The sequence below is a fragment of the Nocardioides lentus genome (assembly GCF_039529515.1).
GTDB lineage: Bacteria > Actinomycetota > Actinomycetes > Propionibacteriales > Nocardioidaceae > Nocardioides > Nocardioides lentus.
This window is the reverse complement of record NZ_BAAAMY010000014.1, coordinates 211,397-230,691: the sequence shown is the minus strand read 5'-3', so window position 1 is coordinate 230,691 and position 19,295 is coordinate 211,397. Positions and strand designations below refer to the sequence as shown.

At 75.4% G+C, this 19,295-nt stretch carries 22 protein-coding genes; 12 read left to right on the top strand and 10 right to left on the bottom strand.

The features are described from left to right. The 6 genes from ABD158_RS18460 (at position 1) to ABD158_RS18435 (ending at position 5,621) form a co-directional block, all read left to right on the top strand. The gene (locus ABD158_RS18460; RefSeq protein WP_344009333.1) at positions 1–867 is read left to right on the top strand and encodes a branched-chain amino acid ABC transporter permease; all 867 of its coding nucleotides are present in this window, start codon (positions 1–3) and stop codon (positions 865–867) included. Further along, the gene (locus ABD158_RS18455) at positions 864–1,898 is read left to right on the top strand and encodes a branched-chain amino acid ABC transporter permease (RefSeq protein ID WP_344009331.1); all 1,035 of its coding nucleotides are present in this window, start codon (positions 864–866) and stop codon (positions 1,896–1,898) included. The genes ABD158_RS18460 and ABD158_RS18455 overlap by 4 nt, the downstream gene beginning before the upstream one ends. Beyond that, positions 1,895–2,926 (top strand): NADP-dependent oxidoreductase, encoded by a 1,032-nt coding sequence (locus ABD158_RS18450; protein WP_344009329.1) that lies wholly within the window; start codon positions 1,895–1,897, stop codon positions 2,924–2,926. The genes ABD158_RS18455 and ABD158_RS18450 overlap by 4 nt, the downstream gene beginning before the upstream one ends. A 70-nt stretch (positions 2,927–2,996) precedes the next feature. Then, entirely contained in the window at positions 2,997–3,743 is a 747-nt protein-coding gene (locus ABD158_RS18445) for a response regulator transcription factor (protein ID WP_344009327.1), read from the top strand. 7 nt (positions 3,744–3,750) lie between these two features. Further along, positions 3,751–5,229 (top strand): sensor histidine kinase, encoded by a 1,479-nt coding sequence (locus ABD158_RS18440; RefSeq protein WP_344009325.1) that lies wholly within the window; start codon positions 3,751–3,753, stop codon positions 5,227–5,229. Next, positions 5,226–5,621 carry a DUF5709 domain-containing protein gene (locus ABD158_RS18435; RefSeq protein WP_344009323.1) on the top strand — a complete coding sequence of 132 codons (396 nt, stop codon included), beginning with the start codon at positions 5,226–5,228 and terminating at the stop codon, positions 5,619–5,621. Before ABD158_RS18440 ends, ABD158_RS18435 begins: the two co-directional genes overlap by 4 nt. Before the next feature lie 322 nt (positions 5,622–5,943). Here ABD158_RS18435 and ABD158_RS18430 read toward each other — a convergent pair whose 3' ends face one another. From ABD158_RS18430 to ABD158_RS18420, 3 genes are all read right to left on the bottom strand, one after another. Next, complete coding sequence (locus ABD158_RS18430; RefSeq protein WP_344009321.1) at positions 5,944–7,539, bottom strand: MXAN_6640 family putative metalloprotease; 1,596 nt, start codon at positions 7,537–7,539, stop codon at positions 5,944–5,946. Between the two features lie 54 nt (positions 7,540–7,593). Then, a complete protein-coding gene (locus ABD158_RS18425) occupies positions 7,594–9,348 on the bottom strand; it encodes an MXAN_6640 family putative metalloprotease (RefSeq protein WP_344009319.1) in 1,755 nt (584 codons plus the stop codon). A 101-nt stretch (positions 9,349–9,449) separates the two neighbouring features. Next, positions 9,450–9,848 (bottom strand): FAD synthase family protein, encoded by a 399-nt coding sequence (locus ABD158_RS18420; RefSeq protein WP_344009317.1) that lies wholly within the window; start codon positions 9,846–9,848, stop codon positions 9,450–9,452. A gap of 44 nt (positions 9,849–9,892) precedes the next feature. Between ABD158_RS18420 and ABD158_RS18415 the strand changes: the two genes are divergently transcribed. Continuing rightward, on the top strand, positions 9,893–11,164 hold the full coding sequence (locus ABD158_RS18415; RefSeq protein ID WP_344009315.1) for a DUF445 domain-containing protein: 1,272 nt from the start codon (positions 9,893–9,895) through the stop codon (positions 11,162–11,164). A gap of 24 nt (positions 11,165–11,188) precedes the next feature. On the opposite strand, the gene ABD158_RS18410 is transcribed toward ABD158_RS18415, so the two are convergent. The 7 genes from ABD158_RS18410 to ABD158_RS18380 form a co-directional block, all read right to left on the bottom strand. Then, on the bottom strand, positions 11,189–11,386 hold the full coding sequence (locus tag ABD158_RS18410; RefSeq protein WP_425573237.1) for an RNA-binding S4 domain-containing protein: 198 nt from the start codon (positions 11,384–11,386) through the stop codon (positions 11,189–11,191). A gap of 50 nt (positions 11,387–11,436) precedes the next feature. Next, positions 11,437–11,808 carry an FKBP-type peptidyl-prolyl cis-trans isomerase gene (locus ABD158_RS18405; protein ID WP_344009313.1) on the bottom strand — a complete coding sequence of 124 codons (372 nt, stop codon included), beginning with the start codon at positions 11,806–11,808 and terminating at the stop codon, positions 11,437–11,439. Between the two features lie 38 nt (positions 11,809–11,846). Beyond that, positions 11,847–12,293, bottom strand: coding sequence for a CBS domain-containing protein (locus ABD158_RS18400; RefSeq protein ID WP_344009311.1), 447 nt, complete (start codon positions 12,291–12,293; stop codon positions 11,847–11,849). Positions 12,294–12,450: 157 nt separating this feature from the next. After that, entirely contained in the window at positions 12,451–13,344 is an 894-nt protein-coding gene (locus ABD158_RS18395; protein ID WP_344009308.1) for an inositol monophosphatase family protein, read from the bottom strand. A gap of 37 nt (positions 13,345–13,381) precedes the next feature. Continuing rightward, positions 13,382–14,422: a ribosome small subunit-dependent GTPase A gene (rsgA, locus tag ABD158_RS18390; RefSeq protein ID WP_344009306.1), complete on the bottom strand. Its 1,041-nt coding sequence runs from the start codon at positions 14,420–14,422 to the stop codon at positions 13,382–13,384. 16 nt (positions 14,423–14,438) lie between these two features. Further along, entirely contained in the window at positions 14,439–15,737 is a 1,299-nt protein-coding gene (gene aroA, locus ABD158_RS18385) for a 3-phosphoshikimate 1-carboxyvinyltransferase (RefSeq protein ID WP_344009304.1), read from the bottom strand. 2 nt (positions 15,738–15,739) lie between these two features. Continuing rightward, on the bottom strand, positions 15,740–16,270 hold the full coding sequence (locus ABD158_RS18380; RefSeq protein ID WP_344009302.1) for a DoxX family protein: 531 nt from the start codon (positions 16,268–16,270) through the stop codon (positions 15,740–15,742). A gap of 62 nt (positions 16,271–16,332) precedes the next feature. Between ABD158_RS18380 and ABD158_RS18375 the strand changes: the two genes are divergently transcribed. From ABD158_RS18375 to ABD158_RS19290, 5 genes are all read left to right on the top strand, one after another. Further along, positions 16,333–17,163: an SOS response-associated peptidase gene (locus ABD158_RS18375; protein WP_344009300.1), complete on the top strand. Its 831-nt coding sequence runs from the start codon at positions 16,333–16,335 to the stop codon at positions 17,161–17,163. Then, a complete protein-coding gene (locus tag ABD158_RS18370) occupies positions 17,160–17,915 on the top strand; it encodes an alpha/beta hydrolase family protein (RefSeq protein WP_344009298.1) in 756 nt (251 codons plus the stop codon). The genes ABD158_RS18375 and ABD158_RS18370 overlap by 4 nt, the downstream gene beginning before the upstream one ends. A gap of 191 nt (positions 17,916–18,106) precedes the next feature. Further along, on the top strand, positions 18,107–18,793 hold the full coding sequence (locus tag ABD158_RS18365) for a sigma-70 family RNA polymerase sigma factor (RefSeq protein ID WP_344009296.1): 687 nt from the start codon (positions 18,107–18,109) through the stop codon (positions 18,791–18,793). Continuing rightward, positions 18,790–19,107 carry a mycothiol system anti-sigma-R factor gene (rsrA, locus tag ABD158_RS18360; protein WP_344009294.1) on the top strand — a complete coding sequence of 106 codons (318 nt, stop codon included), beginning with the start codon at positions 18,790–18,792 and terminating at the stop codon, positions 19,105–19,107. The genes ABD158_RS18365 and rsrA overlap by 4 nt, the downstream gene beginning before the upstream one ends. Before the next feature lie 68 nt (positions 19,108–19,175). Next, entirely contained in the window at positions 19,176–19,250 is a 75-nt protein-coding gene (locus tag ABD158_RS19290) for a 50S ribosomal protein bL37 (RefSeq protein ID WP_371863162.1), read from the top strand. The last annotated feature ends 45 nt before the right edge of the window (positions 19,251–19,295 follow it).

The window sequence follows — 19,295 nt, the reverse complement described above, 5'->3', positions numbered from 1 at the left end:
GTGGACTGGGTCGGCGCGGTGGTGCAGGGGATCCTGCTGGGCGGGCAGTACGCGCTGCTCGCCTGCGGGCTCTCGCTGGTGTTCGGCGTGATGCGGATCGTCAACCTCGCGCACGGGGTGCTCGCCGTGGCCGCGGCGTACGTCGTGCTGTGGCTGACCGTCGAGGTCTCCCTGCCGCTGCTGCTCGGCGTGGTCGTCGTGGTGCCGCTGTTCGCCGCGCTCGGCTACGCCCTGCAGCGCGGGCTGCTGAACCGCGCGCTGCGGCAGGGCGAGCTGTCGCCGCTGCTGGTGTCCTTCGGCATCGGGGTGGTGCTGACCAACCTGCTGCAGGAGACATTCAGCGCCGACACCCGCTCGATCGCCATCGGGGACCTCGGGACGGCCGGGGTCTCCGTGGGGCCGCTGACCGTCGGCGTGTTCGCGCTGGTGACCTGCGCCGCCGGCGTCGGCGTGATCGCGGCGGTGCAGCTCTTCCTCGCGCGCACCCGCACCGGCCGGGCGATGCGCGCCACGAGCGACGACCCCGAGACGGCCCAGCTGATGGGCATCGACCAGCGCCACCTCTACGGCCTCGCCACCGCGATCGCCGTCGGCACGGTCGCGCTGGCGGGCGCGTTCGTCGGGATGAGCACGCAGTTCTCGCCGACCTACGGCGACCTGGTCCTGATCTTCGCCTTCGAGGCCGTCATCATCGGCGGGCTCGGGTCGCTGTGGGGCACCCTGTGGGGTGGGCTGGTGCTGGGTGTCGCACAGACGGTCGGCTCCCAGCTCGACCCGGCGTACGGCGTTCTCGCGGGCCACGTCGTCTTCCTCCTGGTGCTGCTGGTGCGGCCCAGCGGCCTGATGCCGCGGACGGTGACGGCGTGAGCGCGGAGGCGGTGGAGGTCCGTCGGGGCGGCCGCGCCTCGTGGGTCGCGCTGGGCGCGCTCGGCGTCGTGGTGGTCCTCCTGGCGGTCGTCGTGCCCTACCAGGTCTCGCTGGGCACCCTGTCCAACCTCGTCGGCCTGTTCGTGCTCGTGATCCTCGGCACGACGTGGAACCTGATGGCCGGCTACGCCGGCATGGTCTCGATCGGGCAGCAGGCGTTCATCGGGATCGGCGGCTACGGGGTGATCCACCTCAGCGACGCCGTGGGCCTGCCCCTGCTCGCGGCGGTCGGGGCGGCCGCGGTCCTCAGCGGGCTGGTGGCGTGGGCGACGTCGTTCCTGGTCTTCCGGCTGGCCGGCGGCTACTTCGCGATCGGCACCTGGGTGGTGGCCGAGGTGCTCAAGCTCGTCACCGGCCAGGTCGACGCGCTCGGCGGCGGGTCGGGTCTGTCGCTGCTCGCGTTCCGGGGCACCGACCGCGTCACCCGGGTCGCGACCGTCTACTGGCTCGGCCTCGCGCTGGCCGTGCTCGTCGTCCTGGCGGCGTACCTGCTGATGCGCTCGCGCACCGGGCTGGGCCTCACCGCGCTGCGCGACGACCCGACGGCCGCGGCGGGGCTGGGGGTGCCGGTGACCCGCGCCAAGCGGGTGGTCTACGTCGGCTCGTCCGCCGCGGTCGGTCTCGCCGGGGCGCTGACCGCCCTGACCACCCTGCGGGTCACCCCGGAGTCGGTCTTCTCGGTCCAGTTCACCGCCGCGATGATCTTCGTGGTCCTGATCGGCGGGATCGGCACCATCGAGGGCCCGATCCTCGGGGCAGTCGTCTACTTCCTGCTCGAGGACCGGCTCGCCGACCTCGGGGCGTGGTACCTCGTGGTCCTGGGGCTGGTGGCGGTCGTCGTCGTCCTCGTCGCGCCGCGCGGGCTGTGGGGCCTGCTCACCCGGGTCGCGCCGATCGAGGTGTTCCCGCTCAGCCACCGGGTGGGGCCCCGCGGCCCGGTGCGGGACGCGGGCCTACCGTCGAGGACATGAGCACCGAGACCCTCCCCGACACGACCCGCATCGTCCTCGCCTCGCGCCCCCACGGGGAGCCGACGGCGGAGAACTTCCGCACCGAGACCGTGGCCACGGCCGCCCCGGGCGAGGGCGAGCTGCTGGTGCGCACGCAGTACCTGTCGCTGGACCCCTACATGCGCGGCCGGATGAGCGACGCCGAGTCCTACGCCGCGCCCACCCCGGTGGACGGCGTGATGCCCGCCGGCACGGTCGGCGAGGTCGTCGTCTCGCGCGCCGACGGCTTCGCCCCCGGCGACGTCGTGCTGGCGTACGGCGGCTGGCAGAGCCACGCGGTGGTCCCGGCCGCGCACGTGCGGAAGGTCGACCCGGCCACCGCGCCGGTCTCCACCGCGCTGGGCGTGCTGGGCATGCCCGGCTTCACGGCGTACGCCGGGCTGGCCGCGATCGGCCGCCCGCAGCCGGGCGAGACGGTGGTGACCGCGGCCGCCGCGGGGCCGGTGGGCTCCGCCGTCGGCCAGATCGCCCGGCAGCGCGGCGCCCGGGCGGTCGGCATCGCCGGCGGGCCCCGCAAGCTGGAGATGCTCCGCGAGCTCGGCTTCGACGCCGTCGTCGACCACCGCAGCGACACGTTCGCCGAGGACCTCGCCGCCGCCGTGCCCGACGGGGTCGACGTCTACTTCGAGAACGTCGGCGGCCGGGTGACCCGCGAGGTCTGGCGCCACCTGAACCTCTACGCCCGGGTCCCGGTCTGCGGCCTGGTGTCGGGCTACAACGCGACGTCGCTGCCGGAGGGCCCGGACCGCGTGCCCGCGCTGATGTCGTCGGTGCTGACCAAGAGCCTCACGCTGCGCGGCTTCATCCAGACCGAGTTCGTGCCCACCCACCACGACGACTTCCTGCGCGAGATGGGCGGCTGGGTCGCGGACGGGTCGGTGCGCTACCACGAGGACGTCGTCGAGGGCCTCGAGCAGGCGCCGGCCGCCTTCGTCGGCATGCTGCGGGGCGAGAACCACGGCAAGCTCGTGGTGAGGGTCGCCGACTGACCGGGACCTCAGGGAGAGGGTTCACCGAACTCACAGGTCCAGCACAGGACGGGCGTGCACAATGCGCGACATGCCCGACACCAGCACCCAGACGGCCACGCAGGAGCCCGACCTCGTCCGCGCGGACGGGTCCCCGCTGCGGGTCCTCGTCGTCGACGACGAGGCCAACATCGCCGAGCTGCTGAAGATGGCGCTGCGCTACGAGGGCTGGATGGTCACCGTCGCCCACACCGGCAACGAGGCCCTCACCAAGGTCCGGGAGGTGCAGCCCGACGTGGTCGTGCTCGACTGGATGCTGCCCGACCTGCCCGGTCCCGACGTCCTGAAGCGGATGCGGGCGGAGGCCGAGGACGTGCCGGTGCTGTTCCTCACCGCGCGCGACGCCGTCGAGGACCGCATCGCCGGGCTGACGGTGGGCGGCGACGACTACGTCACCAAGCCGTTCTCGCTGGAGGAGGTCGTCGCCCGCCTGCGGGCGCTGGTGCGCCGCGCCGGGGCCCGTCGCTCCGACGCCCGCTCCGTGCTCACGGTCGGCGACCTCGTCCTCGACGAGGACAGCCGCGAGGTCACCCGCGACGGCACCGAGATCCGCCTGACCGCCACCGAGTTCGAGCTGCTGCGCTTCCTGATGCGCAACCCGCGCCGCGTGCTGAGCAAGGCCCAGATCCTCGACCGCGTCTGGAACTACGACTTCGGTGGCCAGGTCAACGTCGTCGAGCTCTACATCTCCTACCTGCGCAAGAAGGTCGACGCGGGCCGTCGCCCGATGATCCACACGATGCGCGGCGCCGGGTACGTGCTGCGCCCGGCCGGCTGAGGCGCCCGTGCTGCTCGGCCGTCGTCCGGTCTCGCTGACCTCGCGGCTGGTCCTCACCGTCGTGCTGCTGGTCATCGGGGTGACCTTCGCGACCGGCGCGGTGACCAGCTTCGCGGTCAACCGCTACCTCACCGAGCGCCTCGACGACGAGGTGCTCGCGGCGCTCGGGCGGGCGCGGCTGTTCCGCGACGACTTCGTCGACGGCGACCGCGACGACTTCCCGGCCCCCGGGCAGGCGGTGGGGACGCTCACCGCGTTCCTGCCCAGCCCCGGCGACACGGAGCCGACCCGCGGGGACGTGCTGGTGCAGCGCGGCACCCCGCCGGCGGAGCGCGAGCCGCTGTCGGGCGCCGACCTGGACGCGATCCGGGAGCTGCCCACGGACGGGCAGCCGCGCGACGTGTCGCTGCCCGACGCCGGGCACTTCCGGGTGGCCGTCATCGAGACCCCGGACGGCGAGTTCGCGACCGGCCTGCCCACCAGCGAGGTCGAGGCCGTCTTCGACACGCTCGTCACCTGGGAGATCGGCCTGCTCCTGCTCAGCGGGCTCGGCAGCGTCGTCGCGGGCACGGTGCTGGTGCGCCGGCAGATGCGCCCGCTCAACGAGGTCGCCGCGACCGCGCACGTCGTCGCCGGTCTGCCGCTGGCCACCGACCAGGTCGACCTGCGCGACCGCGTGCCGGCGCACCTGCGCGACGAGCGGACCGAGGTCGGTCAGGTGGGCGACGCCCTCGCGGGGCTGCTCACCCACGTCGGCACGTCGTTGGAGGCCCGCCGGCGCAGCGAGGAGCAGGTCCGACGCTTCGTCGCGGACGCCTCCCACGAGCTGCGCACGCCCCTGACCACGATCGCCGGCTACGTCGAGCTGGCGCGACGTCGTCCCGACGACACCGACGCCACCCGGACGGCGCTGGCGAAGGTCGAGGAGGAGGCGGGCCGGATGACCGGCCTCGTGGAGGACCTGCTGCTCCTCGCGCGCCTCGACGCCGGCCGTCCGCTGGCCCGCGAGAGCGTCGACGTCACGCGGCTGCTGCTCGAGGCGGTGACCGACGCCCGCGTCGTGGCCCCCGACCACCGCTGGCACGTCGACGTGCCGGACGGGGCGGTCGAGGTGACCGGCGACGAGCAGCGGCTGCACGAGGTGGTGACCAACCTGCTGACCAACGCCCGGAAGTACACCCCCGCCGGCAGCACCGTCACCGCCCGGGCCCACGTCCTCGAGGGACGCGCGGTCGTCGAGGTCCACGACGACGGCCCCGGCTTCGACGACGACGCCGCCTCCCACGCCTTCGAGCGCTTCACCCGCGGCGACCCCGCCCGCCAGCGCGCGGGCGGTGCGGGGCTGGGCCTGGCGCTGGTCAAGGCCATCGCCGAGGCGCACGGCGGGACGGTCTCCCTGCGCAGCGCACCCGGCGACACGACCGTCTCCGTGGGGCTGCCCGCGCAGCCGGCCGATCGGGGTGCGCCCACTACGGTGGACGCATGAGTGAAGACCAGCTGCAGCCCGAGGACACCCTGGACGACCGGGGGGTCGACGACGTCCTCGACGAGGGCATTTCCCCGCCGGAGGCCTACCGGGGCGTCACCGCCAAGGGCACCACGACCGCCGAGCAGATCGAGGGCGAGACCATCGACGACCGGCTCGGCCAGGAGGAGCCCGAGGTCTGGGAGGCCTCCGGCGTCGAGGCCGAGCGCGACGCCGCCGACTCCTCCGGCGTCGTCGACGGCGACGTCGCCGGCGAGGTCGGCGAGGAGCGCACCGGCCGCCTCGGCGAGGACCTCGTCGACGGCAGCATGGCCGCCGAGGACGAGGGCATCGACGGCGCCGGCGCCAGCGCCGAGGAGGCCGCCGTCCACACCATCGCGGACGACGCCTGAGCCGGACCGCACCACCCGCACGACGGCCTCGGCCCCGGTCCACCCGGGACCGGGGCCGTCGTCGCGTCGAGTCTCGGCGAGCAGCAGCCGGAGGTCGAGGTTTTGCGCCGTTTGTGGGCAATCGGCGCATCTGAGGGCGTTCGGACTGCCGTTCGCCGACACTCGGCGCGACCGGCGTCGAGTGTCGGAAAGCAGCAGGCAGAGGTAGAGGTTTTGCGCCGTTTGTGGGCAATCGGCGGGTCTACGTACGCCGTTCCGGGCCGGAATCCCCGGTCAGCCGGGCGTACGGCGGGTGTACGCCGGACGGTACGGGGTGCGGGGGTCAGCGCACGGCGGTGGCGGTGAGGGTGAAGGCGGAGCCGTCGTCGCGGGGGGTGCCCTGGCAGCTGAAGGTGCTGCCGGTGAAGCAGCGGTAGCGGCGCGAGGCGTTGACGAGCGTCAGCGTGACCTCGCTGACGCGGGCGGAGGCGAAGTCGAGGCTGACGGTGCGGGCGCCGGAGGGGCCGTTGAGCGGCACGAAGCGGCGTCCGACGCTGCCGGAGCGGCGGTGCACCACGACCTGGACCGCGGGGCTCGCGGCCCCGGGGGGACCGTCCACGCGGACCCGCAGTCGCACGCCGTCGGCGAACCCGCGGGACGTCAGCGCCACGGTGCGCGAGGCGAGGTGGTCGACGCGCTGGACGACGGCGCCGCTCGACCGGCGGTCGCGGTCCAGGTCGACGGTCCGGGCGACCGGGGCCCTGCGCCCCCAGGCGGCCCCCTCGGGGTAGGCGCTGCTGCGCGCCGGCACCGTGTTGTCGCCGGCGTACGCGGCGAACGCCCGGCGCAGCGTCGTGCCGCGTCCGGCGAGCGCGGTCGCGACCGCGGGCACCGAGGTGGCCGCGGGCGTCGAGGCCGCGGGGCCCGAGGGTGCGGCGGCCTCCCAGACCTCGCGCACGATCGCGGGGTCGAAGCGGTTGGCGAGGTGCTCGAAGAAGATCCAGTTGCCGTAGAGCGCCCGGCTGCCCGGCACCGAGCGGTCGAGCGGCTGGTCGGGGCGACGCAGCTGGCCGGCGCCGAGGTACTGGCGGTTGTCGTCGACGTCGTCGGCGTACTGCTCCTCCATCCACGTCGCCGTCGCCTCGAACAGCCAGGTGTCCTCGCGGGCGTCGTAGGCGTACTGGATCGCGTGGAGGTACTCGTGGGCCGCCGTCACGCGCAGGTTGTCGTCGGGGGAGTTCGCGGAGAACACCGGCTCGGCGAAGTCGTTGTCGAGGACGCAGTAGCCGTCGGTGACCCGCTGGCCGCGGGCGGTGCCGTCGTCGGGCGAGCAGTAGCCGTAGAGGCCCTGGTCACCGAGGTTGGCGAGGTAGACGTCGAACCTGCCGTCGCCACCGCGCTCGCCGTCGGAGACCGGCGGGCGCCAGCCGAGCTCGTCGACGTGGTGGGCGTGCACGTCCTGCATCACCGCGAGCGCCCGCTCCGCGTACGCCGGGCTCGCGGCGTCCTCGGTGGTCGCGACGTGGTGGACGCAGACGTCCTCGGCGCACCGGCGCACCACGGGCGTCCCGGCGGCGTAGCCGTCGCCGTACTGGTCGCGGCGCCGGTCGCTCGGCCGGGCGAGCAGGCTGTCGGCGCGGTCCGCGTCGCGTCCCTCGAGGCCGTCGGACAGCAGCCAGAGGTCGCGCAGCGCGAGGCTGGCCTCGACCTCCTCCGGCTCGGCGTCGCCCGGCTGCCCGGCGAGGGCGTCGACGGCGACGTCGAGGGCCTCCTCCGGCGTCTCGGGCAGGTCGGGCAGGGCCGGCGCGGCCGGGGCGCCCCCGGTGGCGCCGGTGCCCGGGTCGGTCGTGCCCGAGGGGTCCGAGGGGTCCGCGGACGCCGGGGCGGCCGTCGCGAGGACGGCGGCGAGGGCGGTGGCGGTGATCAGTGCACGGCGCACGGAGGGACTCCCGAGGACGACGACGAGGACGGCCCACGAGGTCGTGGGCCGGCCTCAGCGTACGGCGCGGACCCGCGCGGAGAGGACCTGGCCGTCGTCGCGGGGCTCCCCGGCGCAGGAGTACTCCCGGCCCTCCCAGCAGCGGTAGCGGGCCGACGCGTTGACCAGGGTCACGGTGACCCGTCGCACGCGGGCCGCGGCGAACGGCACCTGCACGGCGTCGCGGCCGTCACGGCCCAGGCGCACGGGGCGGGCCCGGACGCGGCCGTCGCGCAGGTGCACCAGGACGCGCGCGGCGGTCCGGACGGGGGCGGCCGGCCCGCGCACGGCGATGCGCAGCAGCCGCGGCCGGGTGTCGCGGCGCCCCTCGGCGCGCGCCGACCGCCCCGCCCGGTCCGCCCGGCCGGCGGAGTCAGCCCGGTCGCCCCGGCGGGCCCGGTCACGACGGCCCGCGGTGCCGCCCGGCTCGACGGCGAAGGAACGGGACGCGAGGTGGGGCAGGCGCGCCCGGAAGCGGGTGGCGGCCCCCGCCCGCAGCTCGCGGGTGACCGCCAGCGGCGCCGGGTCGTACGACGCGCCGTCGGCGTAGGCGCGCCGCGGGGTCAGGTTGCCTCCCGCGAACACGGCCAGGAAGGCCCGCAGCGAGCTGCCGCGGGCCCGCAGGAAGCGGGAGACGGCCTGGACCGAGTACTCGTCGGGGTCGCCCCGTCCGGCCGCGACCCGGTCCCAGAGCCGGCGCACGGCGTCGACGCCGTACCGCTCGGTCAGGCGCTGGAAGAACACCCAGTTGCCGTAGTGGGCCAGGCCGGTGGTCTCGTAGGCGTCGAGCGGGACGGCCGGGCGACCGAGCTGGCCGAAGCGCAGGTACTGCTCGTTGTCCCGGGCGCGCGGCGCGAAGCGGGCCTCCATCCAGACCGCCGTGGCCTCCATGAACCAGCGGTCCTCACCGACGTCGTAGTCGAACTGGACGGCGTGGAAGAACTCGTGGGCCGCGGTCACCTTGAGGTTGCGCAGCGGCGGTCCGTCGAACTCGGCGAAGTCGTTGTCGAGGACGCAGTAGCCCGACGAGCGGCGCTCCTCGCCGGGCCGGGGGCGCTCGGGGGTGCAGTAGCCGTAGTAGCCGGCGTCCCCGACGTCCGCGAGGTAGACGTCGAAGCGCTCGTCGCCGCCGCGACCGAGGTCGGAGGCGGGCGCGCGGAAGCCCATCTCGTCGACGTGGTGGGTCCAGACCTTCTCCATCACCCGCAGGGTGCGACGCACCCAGGCCCGGTCCGGGGGCGCGTCGGCGTCCCCGGAGCCGGGCGCGACGTGGTGCACGCAGACCCGCGGACCGCACAGCGGCGTGGCCTCGGGGGAGTCGTAGCCGTCGCCGTAGGTGTCGCGGGCGCCGTCGGTGGGGCGGGCGAGCAGGGCGTCGGCGAGCCGGCGCTGCTCGGTGGTGAGGCGGGGGTAGGCCGCGAAGACGTCGGCGAGCGTGAGCGTCGGGGCGACCGCCCGTCCCTCGCGGTCCCGCTCGGTGCGCCCCTCGACGGTCACCCGGGCACGGCGCAGCAGGTCGGCGTCCGCCGTGTCGTCGGCGGCCGCGGCCGCGAGGTCGCGCAGTCCCTGCAGCAGTCCCAGCCGCAGCCCGGGGCCGACCCCCGGGCCGCCCGCGGCCGGCGGGGCCGCCGGGACCGCCGGGCTCGCCGGGGCGCTGGTGGCGGGTCCCGGGGCGCTCAGCAGCCCGAGCAGCAGCACGCCGACGAGGCCGGCCAGGAGCGCGCGGAGCGCCGGTGCGGCGGCACCCCTCGGGGCACACGGACGTCGCACGGTGCTCGCTCTCGTCGGGGAGGGGACGTGGGCGGGCCGCGGCCCGGGCCCGGGGCGAGACTAGGCCGGTGTGACGGGTGTGGCGGGTGTGACGCGCCGGGTCAGGGGGTGCCCGAGATCTTCTCGATGAGCGCGGTCGTCGAGATCGCCGGCGTGCGCGGGAGGTAGACCACCTCGCACACGTCGCGGAACTCGTCGAAGCGGCCCTCCCAGTCGTCGCCCATCACCAGCACGTCGGCGCCGTGCTCGAGGATGTAGTCGCGCTTCTGCTCCAGGCTCTCCTCGACGAACACCGCCGAGACCGGCTTGAGGGCGGCGACGATCTCGAGGCGCTCCTGCTGGCTGAAGACCGGGGCACGACCCTTCTTGCGCACGTTGAGGGCGTCGGCCGACACCCCGACCACCAGCCGGTCGCCCAGCTCGGCCGCGCGCGTGATCACCCGGAGGTGGCCGACGTGGAACACGTCGAAGGTCCCGAAGGTGATCACCGTGCGCGACATGGCCGGGATCCTTCCAGACCACGCGGGTGACAGGATCGTCGGCGATGAGCACCGACACGCTGAGCCCCGTGCTGCAGGCCGACCCCGCCGCCGACGAGCTGCGGCGGCGAGGGCTGCGCCGGATGCGTCTCGTCGCGTCGTCGCTGCTGGTGGTGGCGGCCGTCGTCTACGCCCTGACCCTCGGCGAGGACGGCGCCTGGGGCTTCGTCAACGCGGCCGCGGAGGCCTCGATGGTGGGCGCGATCGCCGACTGGTTCGCGGTGACCGCCCTCTTCCGCCACCCCCTGGGCCTGCCGATCCCGCACACCGCGCTGATCCCGCGGCGCAAGGACGAGCTCGGCCGGGGCCTCCAGGACTTCGTGGGGGAGAACTTCCTCGCCGAGCAGGTGGTGCGCGAGCAGGTGCTGGGGGCCCACCTCTCGCAGCGGGTGGGGGTCTGGCTCTCCGACCCCGCCCACGTACGTCGGGTCGTGGACGAGGCGGCGGACCTGGCCGCGATCGGGCTCACCAAGGTCCGCGACGACCAGGTCGCCGACGTCGTCGCGGGCGCCGTGCTGCCGCGCTTCCGCGAGGAGCCGGTGGCACCGCTCGCCGGCAGCCTGCTGGCCGAGGTCGTGCGCGACGACGTGCACCACGGGCTCGTGGACCTCGTGCTCGGCGAGCTGCACCGCTGGCTCGAGCAGAACCCCGACACCTTCTCGGAGGTGCTCGGCGCCCGCGCCCCCTGGTGGGCGCCGCAGTCCCTCAACGAGGCCGTCACGGGTCGGCTCCACGGCGAGGCGATGCGCTGGGTCGCGGACATCCGCGACGACCCCCGCCACCAGGCCCGCGAGGCGCTGGACTCGATGCTGTCGCAGCTGGCCCACGACCTCCAGTTCGACCCGGCCACCCAGGAGCGCGCCGAGCGCCTCAAGGAGCGGGTGCTGGACCACCCGCAGGTCCTCGCCACCGCGGTGTCGCTGTGGCAGGCGTTCCGTCGCGCCCTGCTGTCCTCCCTGCGCGACCCCGAGGGCGAGCTGCGCCGCCGCGTGTCGCGCGAGGTCTCGGCGTTCGCCGACCGCCTCGTGGCGGACGCGGACCTGCGCGAGCGGCTCGACCGCACCGCGGCGGACGCGGTCGTGTTCGCGGTCTCCCGCTACGGCGCCGAGCTCACCGCGGTCATCAGCCGCACCATCCAGCGCTGGGACGGCAAGGAGGCCGCCTCCCGCATCGAGCTGCACGTCGGTCGCGACCTGCAGTTCATCCGCATCAACGGCACCGTGGTCGGCGGCCTCGTGGGCCTGCTCATCCACACCGTCGCCGTGCTGGCGGGCTGAGGCGCCGCGCCCTGCGGGCGGACGTCAGCCGGGCTGGTCGGTCGCCTCGGCGACGCGGGCCGCGCGCTCTCCGTGGCGGACCACGTCGCCGACCGCGAGCTGGCGGCCGCGGCGGGTCTCGACCTCGCCGTTGACCACCACGTCGCCGTCGGCGATCGCGGTCTTGGCGTCCGCACCGGAGTCGACGAGGTCGGCCAGCTTGAGGAACTGGCCGAGGCGGATGCCCCCGCTGACGGGGACCGCGACGGCGCCGTCGGTGCCGCCCGGACCGGTCAGGAGACCGCGACCAGGTCGACGACGAAGATCAGCGTCTCGCCGGGCTTGATGACGCCGCCGGCGCCACGGTCGCCGTACCCCAGGTGCGGGGGGATCACGAGCTGGCGGCGCCCGCCGACCTTCATGCCGGGCACGCCCTGGTCCCAGCCGGCGATGACCTGGCCGACGCCGATCCGGACGTCCAGCGGGGTGCCGCGGTCCCAGGAGGCGTCGAACTGCTCGCCGGTCGAGTGGGCGACGCCCACGTAGTGCATCGACACCTGCGCGCCGGAGGTGGCCTCCGGGCCGTCGCCGACGACCAGGTCGGTGACCTGGAGCTCGCTCGGCGGGTCGAAGTCGGGGAAGTCGATCTCGGGACGCTCAGCCATGACCACGACCCTAGCGACCGGGCGCCGCGGGCGCGCCGTCAGGACTGGTGCACGTAGCTGTCGAGCTGGTCGCGCTCGAACTCGAGCTGACCGATCCGGCTCTTGACCACGTCGCCGATGCTGACGATCCCCACCAGGCCGCCGTCGGCGTCGAGGACCGGGACGTGCCGGACGCGCCGCTCGGTCATGGTGGCCATGAGGTCGTCGACGGAGTCGGTGGGGGCGCAGGTGTGGACGGTGGCGGTCATGATCGCCGCGACCGGGCCGTCGAGGAGGCCCTCGTCGCGCTGCAGCGCCCGCACCACGTCGCGCTCGCTGACGATCCCCTCGATCTCACCGCCCTGCTCGGCGCGGACGACCAGGGCGCCGACGTCGTGCCGGGCCAGCCGGGTCAGGAGCTCGCGGACCCCGGCGTCCGCCGGGATCGTGGCCACCGCGCGTGGCGCGCCCGCCCGCTGGGCGTCGAGGACCTCGCTGATGCGCACGGCTGCCTCCCGGGGCTGGGTCCGCTCACCGTAGCCCCCGCGGGGCCGGCCGACCAGACCTCCGCGCGGTGCGCACGAGGGCCGACTCGGCGGCGTCCGGGTGCGCATCCGGGCCGACTCGGCGGCGTCCGGGTGCGCATCCGGGCCGACTCGGCGCCTACTCCTCGTCGCGGGCGCGGCGGCGGTCGCTCAGGAGGTGCACGGAGCCCGGGCCGAAGGCGCGGGTGTCGGGGTCGCCGTGGTCGGCCGGCGCGGAGCCCAGGAACGACAGGGCCACGTCGTGGAGGTGACCGTTGGAGGCCAGCGCGCTGGTGCCCCACGGGCCGTCGACGCCGGCGAGCGAGGTGAAGCGGCCGCCCGCCTCGCGGACGATGACGTCGAGGGCGGCCATGTCGTAGAGCGCCAGCTCGGGCTCGGCCGCCAGGTCGACGGCGCCCTCCGCGAGCAGCATGTAGGACCAGAAGTCGCCGTAGGCCCGCGAGCGCCAGCAGCGTCGGGTCAGCGAGACCAGGTCGTCGAGACGGCCGCGCTCGTCCCAGCCGTCCAGCGAGGAGTAGGAGAACGAGGCGTCCTCCATCCGCCGCACGTCGGAGGTCTGGATGCGGGTGGCGCGGACCAGCGAGCGCCCGGTCCAGGCGCCGTTGCCCTTCGCGGCCCACCAGCGGCGGGCGAGCTGCGGGGCCGAGACCACGCCGCAGACGACCTCGCCGTCCACCGCGAGCGCGATCAGCGTCGCCCACACGGGCACGCCGCGCACGAAGTTCTTGGTGCCGTCGATCGGGTCGACGATCCAGCGCCGCTCGGCGTCGCCGTCGTCCTCGCCGAACTCCTCGCCGGTGACGGCGTCACGGCTGCGCACGCGCGACAGCGTCCTCCGCAGGCCCTCCTCGACGGCCCGGTCGGCGTCCGTGACCGGGGTCAGGTCGGGCTTGGTCATCACGTGCAGGTCCATCGCCTTGAACCGCGCGAGGGTCAGCGAGTCCGCGTCGTCGGCCAGCAGGTGGGCGAGTCGCAGGTCGTCCGTGAAGTCGGTGGCTCCCAGCAGCGGCATGCGCTCAGGCTAGGGCCTGGCCCCCACCCGGCCGCGCTCAGTCGCCGGCGGCGCGCGGTCGGGCGGCGAGCAGCCGGCGGAACGAGTCGACGCGCTCGGCCTCCACGCGGCCCTCGGCGACCGCGGTGTCGAGCGCGCACTCCGGGGTCTCGGCGGCGTGGTCGCAGCCGCGGGGGCAGTCCGACGCGGCCTCGTCGAGGTCGGTGAAGGCGGCCAGCAGGTCGTCGGGCCCGACGTGCGCCAGGCCGAAGGAGCGGATGCCGGGGGTGTCGACGATCCAGCCGGCCGCGCCCTCGGCGTCGCCGCTGGCCTCGGGCGGCAGGGGGAGCATCAGCACCTGCGTGGAGGTGTGGCGCCCGCGGCCGGTCACGGTGTTGACGCCGCCGGTCTCGCGGTCCGCGCCCGGCACCAGCGCGTTGACCAGCGTCGACTTGCCGACCCCGCTCGGGCCCACGAGCACCGAGACGCGCCCGGCGAGGCGCTCGCGCACCTCCGCCGGGTCGCGGTCGCGGCGCGCGACCACCCACGGCACGCCGAGGGCGCGGTAGGTGTCGACGAGCGCGTCGGGGGAGGCCAGGTCGGCCTTCGTCAGACACAGCAGCGGCTCCATGCCCGCGACGTACGCGGCGACGACGGCGCGGTCGATGAGGCGGGCCCGCGGCTCGGGGTCGGCGAGCGAGGCGACGACGACGAGCTGGTCGGCGTTGGCGACGACGATCCGCTCGATCGGGTCCTCGTCGTCGGCGGTGCGCCGCAGGGTCGTGCTCCGCTCGCGGATCTCGACGATCCGGGCGAGGCTGCCCTCGTCGCCGGAGGTGTCGCCGACCAGCCGCACCCGGTCGCCGACCACGACGGCCTTGCGGCCCAGGGGCCGTGCCTTCATCGCGGTGACCGGGGCGGGGGAGCCGGCGCGGTCGTCGAGGCGCACCCGCAGCCGGCCGCGGTCGACGCGCAGCACCGTCCCGTCGACGGCGTCGTCGTAGGACGGTCGGTCCTTGGTGCGCGGTCGGGTGCGGCGTCGCGGCCGGTCGTAGTGCTCCTGGTCCTGCTCGCCGTAGCGGCGCGCGGCCTTGCTCACCGCGGACCGCCCGCCCTCACCACAGGCCGGACCACACGTCGGCGAACCCCGGGAAGGTCTTCGCGGTCGTCGCGACGTCCTCGACCTCGACCCCCGGCACGACGGCGCCGACCACGACCGCGGCGTGGGCCATGCGGTGGTCGGCGTAGGTGCGGAAACGCCCGCCGTGCAGGGGGGCCGGGCGCAGCTCGAGGCCGTCCTCGCGCTCGGTGACGTCGGCGCCCAGCCCGCCGAGCTCGGTGGCCAGCGCGGTGATCCGGTCGGTCTCGTGGCCGCGGATGTGGGCCACCCCGCGCAGCACCGACGGCGACGAGGCCAGCGCGCACAGCGCGGCCACCACCGGGGTCAGCTCGCCGACGTCGCGCAGGTCGACGTCGAGGCCGACGAGCTCGTCGGGGCCGGTGACCACGAGACCCTCGTCGGTCAGCTCGCAGCCCGCCCCCATGAGCGGCAGGATCTCGCGCAGCCGGTCCCCGGGCTGGGTGGTGGTGCGGGGCCAGTCCCGCACCAGGACCCGCCCGCCGGTGGCGGCGGCGAGGGCGAGGAACGGCGCGGCGTTGGACAGGTCCGGCTCGATCGCACGGTCCAGCGCCCGCACCGGGCCCGGCGCGACCCGCCAGCGGTCCGGCTCGCCCGAGGTGGCGGGGTCGGCGACGTCGACGCCGTGCTCACGGAGCATCGCGACCGTCATCTCGAGGTGCGGCAGCGAGGGCACCGGCGGGCCCTCGTGGACCACGTCGACCCCCGCGTCGTACGTCGCGCCCGCCAGCAGCAGCGCCGAGACGAACTGCGACGACGCCGACGCGTCGAGCACGACCCGACCGCCCGGCACCGAGCCGCGTCCGGCGACGACGAAGGGGAGCGTCGGCCCGCCCTCGAGCGCGACGCCGAGGTCGCGCAGCGCGTCGAGCAGGGTCCCGATGGGTCGGGTCCGCATGTGGGGGTCGCCGTCGAACCCGACCCGACCGCTCGCGAGCGCCGCCACCGGCGGCACGAAGCGCATGACGGTGCCCGCCAGGCCGCAGTCCACGGCGTCGCGGGCGGGCGCGGCGCCGGCTCCCGCCGGCCGCACCACCCAGTCGTCGCCGGCGGAGTCGACGTCGTGGCCCAGGGCGCGCAGCGCGGCGGCCATCAGCTCCGTGTCGCGCGAGCGCAGGGCGCGCCGCACCACGCTCGGTCCGTCGGCGACGCCGGCCAGCAGCAGCGCCCGGTTGGTCAGGGACTTGCTGCCGGGCAGGCGCACCGCCGCGTCGACCGGGCCCTCCGCGACCGGCGCGGGCCAGTCGGCGGCGGACGGGTCGGCGGCGTGGACCACGCTCAGGTCGCCTTCGCCGCGGCCAGCCTGGCGGCGTTCTGCACGTCGTGGCCGAGGTGCTTGGCCTCGCGACGCACGTCCTTCGCGGCACGGCGGGCGCGCCACGCGACGCCGGGGCGGCCCTCGGTGTCGACACCGGCCAGCAGCAGCCCGCCGAGGGTCGAGACGTTCTTGACGAACTGCAGACGCTGCGCCCTGGCCGCCGCCGGGTCGCTCTCGGCCCAGAACGGGTGGCCGGCGATCGTGGTCGGCACCAGCGAGGCGGCCAGGACCGTCGAGCTCAGGCGCGGGAAGCGGCCGGTCGCGAGGGCGGCGGCGCCCACGAGCTGCACGACGGCGTTGACCCGTACCAGCGTGGTGGTGTCCTCCGGGATGGGCGCGGTCGGGGCGGCCTTCTGCGCCGCGGGCACGATCCGGTCGGTCACCGGCGCCGCCTTCGGGGCCAGGCTCTCGGCGTTGCGCAGGGCGTTGAGCCCACCGACGAAGAACACGGAGGCCAGCATCGGGCGGGCGATCATTCGGATGGCGGTCATGGGGGCGATCATGCCCGATCGGCCGCAGCGTCCGCCGGGCGTCGCGGCCTAGGGTGGGGGCCATGTGCGGCCGGTACGCCTCGACTCGCAGCGCCGACGACCTCGCCGAGGAGTTCGAGGTCGTCGAGCAGGTGCTCGCCGCGCCCGTCGAGCCCGACTGGAACGTCGCCCCCACCAAGTCCGTGCCGGCCGTCGTGGTCCGCCCGCCCCGCGACCGTGACGACGACGGTGACCACGGGACCGGCCAGGACGGGGCCGAGCCGGGCGCGTCGGGCCCGGTGCGGCAGCTCCGCTCGGTGACCTGGGGCCTGGTGCCGTTCTGGGCGAAGGACCCCTCGATCGGCAGCCGCATGATCAACGCCCGGGTCGAGACCGTCGCCGAGAAGCCGGCCTTCCGTCAGGCGTTCGCGAAGCGCCGGTGCCTGCTGCCCGCCGACGGCTACTTCGAGTGGTACCCGACCTCGCAGGTCGGGCGCGGCGGCAAGCCCGTGAAGCAGCCGTTCTTCATCCGCCCCGCCGACGGCGGGGTGCTCGCGATGGCCGGTCTCTACGAGATCTGGCGCGACCCGGACCGGGCCGACGACGACCCCGAGCGGTTCCGCTGGACCTGCACCGTGATCACCACCAGCGCCGAGGACTCGCTCGGCCGCATCCACGACCGGATGCCGATGATGGTGGAGCGCGAGCGCTGGGCCACCTGGCTCGACCCGACCGCCGAGGCCGACCCCGCGGTCCTGCTCGTGCCCGCCGCGCCCGGTGCCCTCGAGGCCCACCCGGTCTCGACCGCGGTCGGCAACGTGCGCAACAACGGCCCGAGCCTGGTCGAGCCGCTGCCGCTGACCGAGGTCGACGACGAGGTCGCGGCCTCGGCGCTCCCCGGTCGACGCGGGTGAGCACGCCCGTCCCGGGCCCCGAGACCCTTGAGGTCCCCACCCCGCACGGCCCGGGCCGCCTCACCCTCCACCGGGCCGTCGACGGCGGCGAGAGGACCGACGACCGGGCCGACGACCGGACCGGGGGCGCCGCGGGTCCGGCCCGGGTGGCGACCCTGCTGCTCTCCCACGGCGCCGGGGCGGGCACCGACACGCACGACCTGCGCGCGCTCGCCGAGCGGCTGCCCGCGGCGGGCGTCGAGGTCGCCCTGCTCGACCAGCCGTGGCGCGTCGCCGGTCGGCGCCTCGCGACCGCGCCGCCCACCCTCGACGACGGCCTGCGCGCCGCCGCCGCCCTGCTGGCCGGCCGTCCGCTACTGGTCGGGGGCCGCTCCGCGGGGGCGCGGTCGGCTGCCCGCTGCGCGAGGGACCTCGGCGCCGCCGGCTGCCTGGCGCTGGCGTTCCCGCTGCACCCGCCCGGGCGCCCCGAGCGCAGCCGTCTGACCGAGCTGCTGGGCGCCGGCGTGCCCACCCTGGTGTGCCAGGGCGAGCGCGACGCCTCGGGCCGGCCCGAGGAGCTCCGCCCCGACCTCCCGCCGTCCGGGGTCGAGCTGGTGGTGGTGCCCGACGCCGACCACGGGCTGCACGTGCCGAAGCGCTCCCCGCTGGGTCCCGAGGGCGTCGCCGACCTGCTGGTGTCCCACGTCGCGTCCTGGGTACGACGGGTCGTCGGGGCCGCGGGCACCCCCGGCACCCCCGGCACCCCCCGGTAGCGCCGGCGACCGCCGGTCGGGCCGAGGAGGCCGCGACCCCCGCCGGTACCCGGCCCGGGCCCGGGCGAACCCCGGCCGAACGGACGGGGAACAACCGGCACCGGACCCCTGTTGGGACCGACATGCGCGCACTGCTCTCCACGCCCGGCACGGGCACCGGGTCAGTCACCCGGGGGCTACGCTTGCTCCCGATGTCAGAGACCCCGACCGCCACCCCCACCGCGGTCCCGACCGCGCCTCCCGCCGACGACGTCGAGATCGACGTCGCGACCGAGTCGCAGGCCGACCGCACGGCACGCTTCGAGCGCGACGCGCTCCCGTTCCTCGACCAGCTGTACTCCGCCGCGATGCGGATGACCCGCAACCCGGCCGACGCCGAGGACCTCGTGCAGGAGACGTTCGCCAAGGCGTACTCGTCGTTCCACCAGTTCCGCCCGGGCACCAACCTGAAGGCGTGGCTGTACCGGATCCTGACGAACACCTTCATCAACTCGTACCGCAAGAAGCAGCGCCAGCCGCAGCAGTCGATGTCCGAGGACGTCGAGGACTGGCAGCTCGCGCGCGCCGAGTCCCACAGCTCGGCGGGCCTGAAGTCCGCGGAGACCGAGGCCCTGGAGCACCTCCCCGACTCGCAGGTGAAGGACGCCCTGCAGCGTCTCCCCGAGGAGTTCCGGCTCGCGGTGTACCTCGCGGACGTCGAGGGTTTCCCCTACAAGGAGATCGCCGGGATCATGGAGACCCCCATCGGGACTGTGATGTCGCGGCTGCACCGGGGTCGCCGACAGCTGCGCGACATGCTCAGCGACCACGTGCGGGCCAACGACCTGCTGCGCACGGAGACGGTCGAGAAGGCCGTGGCGAAGGGACAGGCACGATGAGCCTCGACGAGAGCCCCCGGGCGGCCACGGCGGCGAACGCCGCCGGCGACGCCGCCGCTCAGGGCGACGCCGGCGAGTGCGTCGAGTACCTCGAGCGCATCGTCTACTTCCTCGACAACGAGCTCGAGGAGGCCGACCGCGACCAGGTCAAGCTGCACCTCGACGAGTGTGCGCCCTGCCTGCGCAAGTACGACCTCGAGCGCACCGTGAAGGCGGTCGTCGCGCGCTCCTGCACCGAGGCGGCGCCCAGCGGGCTGGCCGAGCGGGTGCTCGCGCAGATCCGCACGGTGCAGGTCCAGATCACCGACTCCTGAGCGGTCGTGGGAAACTGCTCCCACCGAGAGCACCGCACCCACCCACGACGTCGCACGAGGAGGACCCGATGGGCAAGACCGGCCGCAAGCGCCGCGCGCGCAAGAAGAAGGCAGCGAACCACGGCAAGCGTCCCAACGCCTGAGGCGCAGCCACCCCGCTGACGCACACGGCACCACCGCAGGAGCCC

Coding starts and splice junctions, on each gene's coding strand:
- ABD158_RS18450 (WP_344009329.1), top strand. CDS start 1,895: ATGAGCACCGAGACCCTCCCCGACACGACCCGCATCGTCCTCGCCTCG.
- ABD158_RS18445 (WP_344009327.1), top strand. CDS start 2,997: ATGCCCGACACCAGCACCCAGACGGCCACGCAGGAGCCCGACCTCGTC.
- ABD158_RS18435 (WP_344009323.1), top strand. CDS start 5,226: ATGAGTGAAGACCAGCTGCAGCCCGAGGACACCCTGGACGACCGGGGG.
- ABD158_RS18420 (WP_344009317.1), bottom strand. CDS start 9,848: ATGTCGCGCACGGTGATCACCTTCGGGACCTTCGACGTGTTCCACGTC.
- ABD158_RS18415 (WP_344009315.1), top strand. CDS start 9,893: ATGAGCACCGACACGCTGAGCCCCGTGCTGCAGGCCGACCCCGCCGCC.
- ABD158_RS18405 (WP_344009313.1), bottom strand. CDS start 11,808: ATGGCTGAGCGTCCCGAGATCGACTTCCCCGACTTCGACCCGCCGAGC.
- ABD158_RS18395 (WP_344009308.1), bottom strand. CDS start 13,344: ATGCCGCTGCTGGGAGCCACCGACTTCACGGACGACCTGCGACTCGCC.
- ABD158_RS18380 (WP_344009302.1), bottom strand. CDS start 16,270: ATGACCGCCATCCGAATGATCGCCCGCCCGATGCTGGCCTCCGTGTTC.
- ABD158_RS18375 (WP_344009300.1), top strand. CDS start 16,333: ATGTGCGGCCGGTACGCCTCGACTCGCAGCGCCGACGACCTCGCCGAG.
- ABD158_RS18365 (WP_344009296.1), top strand. CDS start 18,107: ATGTCAGAGACCCCGACCGCCACCCCCACCGCGGTCCCGACCGCGCCT.
- rsrA (WP_344009294.1), top strand. CDS start 18,790: ATGAGCCTCGACGAGAGCCCCCGGGCGGCCACGGCGGCGAACGCCGCC.